This is a genomic window from Kitasatospora sp. NPDC058162, assembly GCF_042884005.1.
Lineage (GTDB): Bacteria > Actinomycetota > Actinomycetes > Streptomycetales > Streptomycetaceae > Kitasatospora.
In genome coordinates this window covers 40,418-48,567 of record NZ_JBHVUS010000054.1, presented here as the reverse complement: position 1 = coordinate 48,567, position 8,150 = coordinate 40,418, and the positions used below count along the sequence as shown (strand labels likewise).

At 75.3% G+C, this 8,150-nt stretch carries 10 protein-coding genes; 7 read left to right on the top strand and 3 right to left on the bottom strand.

Features of this window, described 5'->3' with window-relative positions; all coding sequences use genetic code 11:
* Window positions 1-643 (top strand): cytochrome P450 (locus tag ACFVXG_RS43685; protein WP_387936084.1); only part of this gene is annotated, 643 nt, incomplete at its 5' end.
* A gap of 52 nt (window positions 644-695) precedes the next feature.
* Complete coding sequence (locus ACFVXG_RS43680) at window positions 696-1,007, top strand: hypothetical protein (RefSeq protein ID WP_387936083.1); 312 nt, start codon at window positions 696-698, stop codon at window positions 1,005-1,007.
* 102 nt (window positions 1,008-1,109) lie between these two features.
* Here the strand turns inward: ACFVXG_RS43680 and ACFVXG_RS43675 are convergent, their stop codons facing one another.
* Window positions 1,110-1,919, bottom strand: a complete 810-nt coding sequence (locus tag ACFVXG_RS43675) for an isocitrate lyase/phosphoenolpyruvate mutase family protein (RefSeq protein ID WP_387936082.1) — start codon at window positions 1,917-1,919, stop codon at window positions 1,110-1,112.
* Window positions 1,920-1,930: 11 nt separating this feature from the next.
* Window positions 1,931-2,428 (bottom strand): carboxymuconolactone decarboxylase family protein, encoded by a 498-nt coding sequence (locus tag ACFVXG_RS43670; RefSeq protein ID WP_387936081.1) that lies wholly within the window; start codon window positions 2,426-2,428, stop codon window positions 1,931-1,933.
* Window positions 2,429-2,568: 140 nt separating this feature from the next.
* Between ACFVXG_RS43670 and ACFVXG_RS43665 the strand changes: the two genes are divergently transcribed.
* From ACFVXG_RS43665 to ACFVXG_RS43650, 4 genes are all read left to right on the top strand, one after another.
* A complete protein-coding gene (locus ACFVXG_RS43665; RefSeq protein WP_387936080.1) occupies window positions 2,569-3,348 on the top strand; it encodes an NRDE family protein in 780 nt (259 codons plus the stop codon).
* A gap of 131 nt (window positions 3,349-3,479) precedes the next feature.
* Window positions 3,480-3,653, top strand: coding sequence for a hypothetical protein (locus ACFVXG_RS43660; RefSeq protein ID WP_387936079.1), 174 nt, complete (start codon window positions 3,480-3,482; stop codon window positions 3,651-3,653).
* A 135-nt stretch (window positions 3,654-3,788) separates the two neighbouring features.
* Window positions 3,789-4,706, top strand: coding sequence for an undecaprenyl-diphosphate phosphatase (locus ACFVXG_RS43655; protein ID WP_387936078.1), 918 nt, complete (start codon window positions 3,789-3,791; stop codon window positions 4,704-4,706).
* A 100-nt stretch (window positions 4,707-4,806) separates the two neighbouring features.
* Window positions 4,807-5,544 (top strand): glucose 1-dehydrogenase, encoded by a 738-nt coding sequence (locus ACFVXG_RS43650; RefSeq protein ID WP_387936077.1) that lies wholly within the window; start codon window positions 4,807-4,809, stop codon window positions 5,542-5,544.
* A gap of 75 nt (window positions 5,545-5,619) precedes the next feature.
* On the opposite strand, the gene ACFVXG_RS43645 is transcribed toward ACFVXG_RS43650, so the two are convergent.
* Window positions 5,620-6,516 (bottom strand): sigma-70 family RNA polymerase sigma factor, encoded by an 897-nt coding sequence (locus ACFVXG_RS43645; protein ID WP_387936076.1) that lies wholly within the window; start codon window positions 6,514-6,516, stop codon window positions 5,620-5,622.
* A gap of 199 nt (window positions 6,517-6,715) precedes the next feature.
* Here ACFVXG_RS43645 and ACFVXG_RS43640 point away from each other — a divergent pair, with 199 nt between their 5' ends.
* A complete protein-coding gene (locus ACFVXG_RS43640) occupies window positions 6,716-8,149 on the top strand; it encodes a PLP-dependent aminotransferase family protein (protein ID WP_387936075.1) in 1,434 nt (477 codons plus the stop codon).
* The last annotated feature ends 1 nt before the right edge of the window (window position 8,150 follow it).

The following is an 8,150-nucleotide window of genomic DNA, read 5'->3' as shown; positions in this document are numbered from 1 at the left end:
GGTGGTCGCCGTCAAGCGGGCCGAGCCCGGCGACGACCTCACCACCGACCTGATCGCCGCCCGCGAGGCCGCGAACGGGGACGGGGCCGGGAACGGGGACGGCGCCGGGCTCAGCGAGGCCGAACTCGTCGGCACCCTGCTGCTGATGCTGGTCGCCGGGCACGAGACCACGCTCAACCTGATCACCAACGCGGTCCGGGCCCTGCTCGCCCACCCCGACCAGCTGCGGCTGGTGCTGGACGGCGCGCAGCCGTGGTCCGCGGTGGTGGAGGAGACACTGCGCTACGACTCGCCGGTCGGCCAGTTCCCGCTGCGCTACGCGAGCGAGGACATCGAGGTCGGCGACGTGGTGATCCGCCGCGGCGAGGCCCTGCTCGCCTCGTACGCCGCGGCCGGACGCGACGCCGGGCACTACCCGGACGCCGACCGCTTCGACCTCACCCGGCAGCCCGCCCGGCACCTGTCGCTCGGGCACGGCCCGCACTTCTGCCTCGGCTCGGGCCTGGCCCGGCTGGAGGCGGAGACGGCGCTGCGGCACCTGTTCGGACGGTTCCCGGCGCTGGCCCTGGCGGAGGGCGAACGGCCGGAGCCGATCGGCTCGTTCGTGAGCAACAGCGTGCGGACGCTGCGGGTGACGGTCTGAGCAGGACGGTCAGAGGAGGGAGACGGCCGCGGGGGACGGCGACGGTGGCAGGGTGACGCTCGCCGTCACCCGGTTACCTGAAGGCGGCCCGGTCGTTCGGCAGGGCATGAAGAAACTCGCCACCCTCGCCGCCCTCACCATGGCGGGCCTCGCCCTCGCCGTCCCGGCGGCCTCCGCCACCAGCCAGACCGCCAGCTCGCCGGACGCCACCGGCGGCCTCACCGACGGTCTCACCCTCTCCCCCGCCGACCTGGCCCTGCAGACCGCGGGCAAGCTCCCGGTGGTCGGGCACACCGCCGACGAGGTCGAGGCCATCGGCACCAACCAGATGTCCCACCCGGGGATCAGCGGGCAGATCGGCTGACCGTCCGCCGCCCCCGGGGGCACCCCGGCACGAGGTGGAACGGGCGGCTGACCGACCCCCGTCCGGCCAGCCGCCCGCTCCTGCTCCTCGGAGCCCCGGTGCTCAGCCCGTGAAGAGGCCGTTGAGCTCCGGGTACGTCAGCCCGCCGTCCAGGGAGGTGTACGTGCCGCTCGCGTACACCTCCTCGGCCGCCCGGCGGACCGCCGCGTACGCGACCTTGGCCAGGCCCGGGCCCAGGCTGATCCGGGCCACGCCCAGCTTCGCCAGCTCGGCGACCGCGGGGGAGCCCGGCGCCGCCAGCACGTTCAGCGGGGCCGGGACGGCCGCGACCAGGGCCGCGATGGTCTCCGGGTCGTCGACGCCGGGGACGAACACGCCGTCCGCACCCGCCTCGACGTACGCCCGCAGCCGGCGGACCGCCTCGTCCAGCCGGCCCTCGGGCTCGCCGATGCCGTGCAGGAAGACGTCGGTGCGGGCGTTCACGAACAGCGGGACGCCCGCCGCGTCGGCCGCCGCCCGGGCCGCCGCGACCCGCTCCGCGGCCTGCTCCGGGGGGTGGTCCGCGTCCTCCAGGTTCACCCCGACCGCGCCGGTGGCGAGCAGCGCGGTGACCGTTTCGCCGACCCCGGCCGCGGTGTCCGCGTAGCCGCTCTCCAGGTCCGCGGTGACCGGCAGGTCGACCGAGCGGACCACGTCGGCGGTGCGCGCCAGCACCCGCTCGCGGTCGGCGCCGCCGCCGTCCGCGCTGCCGAGCGACCAGGACACACTGGCACTGGCCGTCGCCAGCGCCCGCGCCCCGGCGAGGGCCACCAGCCGGGCGCTCGCGGCGTCCCACACATTGGCCAGCACCAGCGGCTCGCCCGGGCGGTGCAGCTCCCGGAGCAGCCGGGCCTTCTCCCGCTGGGTGGTCATCGCTGCCCCGCTCACTTCGCGGCCGGGCTCATGCGGGTGGACACGCCGATCCGGTTCCACGCGTTGATGGTGGCGATCAGCGCGATCAGCTGGGCCAGTTCGGCCTGCTCGAAGTGCGCGGCGGCCTCGGCGTACACGGCGTCCGGCACGTGCCCCTGGGTCAGCAGGGTGACCGACTCGGTGAGGGCCAGGGCGGCGCGCTCGCGGGCGGTGAACCAGGGGGTCTCGCGCCAGGCGGGGAGAGAGACCAGGCGGTGGTCCTGCTCGCCGTTCTTGCGGGCGTCGGTGGCGTGCATGTCGATGCAGAAGGCGCAGCCGTTGATCATCGAGGCGTGCACCTTGACCAGCTCGGCGAGGACCGGGTCCAGGCCCTGCCGGGAGGCCCGGTCCACGGCGATCATGGCCTGGTAGAACTCGGGGGCCAGTCGCGGCATCTGCAGGCGCTGCTCGGGGGCGGGCACGGCCCCGTTCGCGTGGGCGGTCTCGCTCGTCGTCTCGTTCGTCGTCACGGTGGCCAGCCTAGGAGTCCACTGGCCCGCGCCCCTGGTGCATTCGACCACTGTTTCCTTGGGCCACTTCCGGTGCACGAACAGGCGTGCGAGGATCGCCGGTGGATCTTCGGCACGAAGAGGTCAGGGGGAACACGACCGTGTGCACGGCGTTCATCAGCATCGAGCCGGAGGCGGCGGTACCGGTACTGCTGCTCTCCGTCCGGGACGAGTACCTCGGACGCGCCTGGCTGCCGCCGGACCACCACTGGCCGCAGCGGCCCGAACTGCTCGGCGGACTGGACCTCGCGGCCGGCGGCACCTGGCTGGCCGTCGACCCCACCCGGCGCACCGCCGCCTGCCTGCTGAACGGCTTCGGCCCGCTCGCCCCCGCCGACACCCGGCTCAGCCGCGGCGAGCTGCCGCTCACCGCCGTCCGCGAGGGCGGGATCGGCCACCTCGACCTCACCCCGTACGACCCCTTCCACCTCGTCCAGGTCCGCCCCGACGGCGCCCGGGTCAGCAGTTGGGGCGGCGGGCGGCTCGACGAGCACGAACTGCCCACCGGGCTCAGCGTGGTGGTCAACGACGGGCTGGAGGGCATGGCCGCCAGCCGCACCGCCTCCGAACGGATCCGCTCGCTGATGGCCGCCCGCGCCGACCACTTCCGGGCCCGCTTCCGCGCCGAACCCCGGCCGCGGCCCACCGCCGACGGCCCGACCGGACGGGCCTGGGGCGGCTGGCTGCCGATCGTCACCGGCGACGGGCTGGCCCCGGACGAGGACGCCGCGCTGATCCAGCGGCGGGACTTCGGCGACGGGCGGATCTGGGGGTCCTCCTCGATCTCCCTGCTGGCGCTCGGACCGGAGCTGCTGCGCTACGACTTCGCGACCGCGCCGGTGCCCGACGACGGGTCGGGGTGGCGGCGGGTGGAGGTCTGACCCGGGCGGACATACGGACGTACGTCTCGGCCGGACGTCCGGGACAAGTCCCGGACACGGACTTGAACCTGACGCTGCGGGAGGCGGCATCGTGGGCGTCCGTCGACCCCCGCGCCCGATGGAGGCTCACGATGGAGCGCCCGCCACGCCCGTCCGCCGTACTGGCCGCCCTGCTGGCCGTCGCCCTGCCCCTGGTGGGCCTCCCGCTCGCGGCGACCGCCGGCCTGCTGCTCGGCGGCGCCGTGCACCGGGCCGTGCCGAGCGGCAGCCTGCTGGGCACGGTGGCCGGCGCCCTGTTCGGGTGAACCGGCCCCGGTGACGCCCGGACATACGCTCGATGAACTTCTGGAAGCAGGGCTGCCAGGCGTCTACATGCCCGTAGTAGCTTCGCCGTGGCCACCGGAATCCGGCGACCACCGACCCCCGAGCGAAGGTGCGCGATGTCGACCCTGACCTACCCGGAAGCGATAGGCGTCGGCCTGCTGCAGGGTGTGACGGAACTCTTCCCGGTCTCCAGCCTGGGCCACAGCATCCTGCTCCCGGCCGTGATCGGCGGGAAGATCCAACAGGACCTCGACATGACCGCCGACGGCTCCTCCTACCTCGCCGCGCTGGTCGCCCTGCACCTGGCCACCGCGCTCGCCCTGGTGGTCTTCTTCTGGCGGGACTGGGTCCGGGTGGTCAGCGGCCTGGTCAGCTCGATCCGCCACCGCCGGGTGGAGACCCGGGACGAGAAGCTCACCTGGCTGCTCATCATCTCCACCATCCCGGTCGGCGTGGCCGGCCTCGTCCTGGAGAAGGCCCTGCGGCACGCGCTCGGCAAGCCGCTGCCGGCCGCGGTCTTCCTCGCCCTCAACGGACTGGTGCTGCTCGGCGCCGAACGGCTCAAGCGCGGCGGCAGCGGCCGCCGCCGGGCCGGGTACGCCGCCCCCGTCGACGAGCCCGGCCTCGACCCGGCGGTCGCCTCCGACGTCCGGCTGACCAAGCTCAGCTTCGGCCAGGGCGCCTGGATCGGCGCCGCCCAGATCCTCGCGCTGTTCCCCGGCATCAGCCGCTCCGGCGTCACCATGAGCGCCGGCATCCTGCGCGGACTGCACCACGAGGACGCCGCCCGGTTCTCCTTCCTGCTCGCCACCCCGGTCATCCTGGCCGCCTCGGTGCTCAAGGTGCCCGAGCTGTTCAAGCCGGAGAACTCCTCCGTCCTCGGCCCGGTCGCGGCCGGCAGCGTCGCCGCCTTCGTGGCCGGCTACATCTCGGTGCGCTTCCTCACCAAGTACTTCGAGACCCGCAGCCTGACGCCGTTCGCGGTGTACTGCTTCCTGGCCGGCCTCGGCAGCGCGGTCTACCTCTCGGTCTGAGCCCCTGGACGCCGGAAATTCGCGCGCGCCGCCCGACCGCCTCGGCGACGATGTCCCCGACAGGGCAGGCGACTTCACGGTGGGAGGACAGGTGCGCAAGGTGGCCGAGGGAAGAGCGGCGGTCGTCACGGGCGGCTCGCGGGGCATCGGACGGGCGATCGTCGAACGGCTGGCGCGCGAGGGCGCGGACGTCGTCCTCGGCTACGCCACCGACCGGGCGGCCGCCGGAGCGGTGGTCGACGCGGTGAGGGCGGCCGGCGGCCGCGCCTGGGCGCTACGGGCCGACCTCGGCGAGGCGGGCGCCGCCGAACGGCTGATGGCCGAGGCCGAGGAACGGCTCGGCGGGCTGGACATCCTGGTGAACAACGCCGCGAAGTCCTTCACGCCCACCCCGCTCGCGGACCTCGACGACACGGCCTTCGAGGCCGTCCTGGCCGTCAACACCCGCGCCGTGTTCGCCACCGTCCGCTACGCGGCCCGCCGGATGCGCGACGGCGGACGGATCGTCAACATCTCCAGCGTGAACACCGCGCGCCCCGTCCCCGGCATCGCCGCGTACGCCGCCAGCAAGGGCGCCGTCGAACAGCTCACCGCCGTCGCCGCGGCCGAACTCGGCCCGCGCGGCATCACCGTCAACACCGTCTCCCCCGGCGCCACCGACACCGACCTGCTGCGCGGCACCAACCCGCCCGAGGCGCTCGAGCGGGTCGCGGCGCTGACCCCGCTGCGCCGCCTCGGACAGCCCGAGGACATCGCCGACGTGGTCGCCTTCCTGGCCGGGCCGGACGCCCGCTGGATCACCGGACAGAACCTCCGGGCCACCGGCGGCCTGGGCTGACCGGCCGCTGACCGACGTCTGACCTACGACAGCCCGCAGGCCGTCCGGCGAACTGCCGGACGGCCTGCGGGCGTTCTACGCTCCGAGCCCCAGCGCGGCCAGGCGGGTCGGGTCGGTGAGGATGTCCAGGCCGGTGATCCGGCCCCGGTGGATCGTGAAGGACATGACCGACAGCGGACGGCCCCCGGCGAAGGACACCACCCCGGGCGAGCCGTTGACCAGCACCAGGCGTCCGTCGGCGGCGAACCGGGCGAAGGCGATCGCCTGGGCGGCGACGTCCGCCGCGCCCCGGCGCAGCACGCTCGGCACCAGCGTGCCGCCGTCGGAGCGGGCCACCACCTCCGGGTCGAGCACCGTCAGCAGGGCGTCGAAGTCGCCGCCCCGGGAGGCGGCCAGGAAGGCCTCCACCACCTCGCGCTTGCGCCCGTCGTCGGTGTCGGCGGCCGGGGTGGCGCCCTGCACCCGGCGGCGGGCGCGGCTGGCCAGTTGCCGGGTCGAGGCGGCGGTCCGGCCGAGCACCTCGGCGATCCCGTCGAAGGGCACGTCGAACATGTCGTGCAGCACGAAGGCCACCCGCTCCGCCGGGGAGAGCGTCTCCAGCACCACCATCAGCGCGATCCCCACCGAGTCGGCGACCAGGATCCCGTGCACGGGGTCCAGCGTCGCCGCCCCGCTCACCACCGGGTCCGGCAGCCGCACCTGCCCGTCCTGCTCGGGCAGCGGGTCCTCCCGCCGGGAGGCCCGGGAGCGCAGCTGGTCCAGGCACACCCGGCCGACCACGGTGGTCAGCCAGGCCCCGAGCTTGCGCACCTCGTCCGTGTCACTGCGGCTCAGCTTGAGCCACGCCTCCTGGACGGCGTCCTCCGCCTCGGCGAGCGACCCGAGCATCCGGTAGGCCACGGACCTCAGTTGGGGCCGCTCGGCCTCGAACCGTGCGGCCAGCAGCTCCGCTCGGGAGATTTCCCCGCTCATCTGTCACATCCTCGCGTCGGGATCCGTCGAACCGGTGACGGACACCGCCCACCCCGGCAACCCCACCGACCCTGAGCACCCCACCCCGATTCTGCCGGACCCGACGGAGGGCGGCCACCGCCTCGACCACTTCGACACCCCACGGCGGAACACCCGCCGCCCCGCCCGGAGCCGGGCCCGACAGGCGAGAATGGGGCCCGTGAACGGCTCCTGGACCTCCTTCGGCGGCGATCTGCATCTGGACCTCACCGAGCGGCGCGGTGCCGGCGCCGGCCTGCGGGCCGCGCTGGAGGACGCGCTGCGCGAGGCGGTGCAGGACGGACGGCTGGCGCCCGGTACCCGGCTGCCGTCCTCCCGGGCGCTCGGCGAGGACCTCGGGATCGCCCGCAACACGGTGGTGGAGGCGTACGGGCAGCTCGCCGCCGAGGGGTGGCTCAGCTCGCGGCAGGGGTCCGGCACCACCGTCGCGCGCCGGGCCGTGCCGGTGCGGGGCGAGCGGTCCGCACCGGCCGGGGCTCGGCGGCGGAGCGTGCGGCACGACCTGATGCCCGGGCGGCCCGACCTCTCGCTCTTCCCGCGCACCGCCTGGCTGACCGCCGCCCGCCGCGCCCTCGCCACCGCCCCGCACGAGGCGCTCGGCTACGGCAGCCCGCTCGGCCGGATCGAGCTGCGCGAGGCGCTCACCCACTACCTGGCCCGGGTCCGCGGGGTCCGTACCGACCCGGACCACCTGCTGATCTGCAGCGGCTTCCAACAGGGCCTCGCCCTGCTGTGCGCGGCGCTGCGCGAGCGCGGGGCCCGGTCGCTCGCGGTGGAGGGGTACGGGCTGCCGCCGCAGCACGCCGTGGTGCGGGCCGCCGGGCTGGCCACCGTCCCGCTGCCGCTGGACTGCGAGGGCGCGCTGGTCGACCGGCTGGACGCCGACTCCGCCGCCGCCCTGCTCACCCCCGCCCACCAGTACCCCACCGGTGCGCCGCTGTCCGCCGACCGGCGGGCGGCCGCGGTGCGGTGGGCGCGCGAGCAGGACCGGTACGTCGTCGAGGACGACTACGACGGCGAGTTCCGCTACGACCGGCAGCCGCTCGGCGCGATGCAGGCGCTCGACCCGGAGCGGGTGGTGTACGCGGGCACCGCCGCCAAGAGCCTGGCCCCGGGCCTGCGGCTGGCCTGGCTGGCCCTGCCGGACGCGCTGGTCGAACCGGTGGCCCGGTTGAAGGTGCTGGCCGACACGATGTCCCCGGTGCTCGACCAGCTGACCCTGGCCGAGCTGATCACCTCGGGGACGTACGACCGGCACGTGCGGCGCTGTCGGCTGCACTACCGGCGCCGCCGGGACCGGCTGGTCTCCGCGCTCGCCGAGCACGCCCCGCGGGTGCGGGTCACCGGCATCGCGGCCGGTCTGCACGCCGTCGTCCAACTCCCGCCCGGCGCCACGCCGGAGGCCGAACTGCTGGCCCGCGCCGAGGCCGCCGGGCTGGCCCTCAGCGGCCTCGCCTGGCACCGCGCCGACCCGGAGGTGCCGGGGACGGAGGAGGAGGACGGTCCCGCGCTGGTGATCGGCTACGGGACCCCGCCGGAGCACGCCTTCCCGGCGGCCCTGGAGGCCCTCTGCGGGGTGCTCCGCGGGGCCTGAC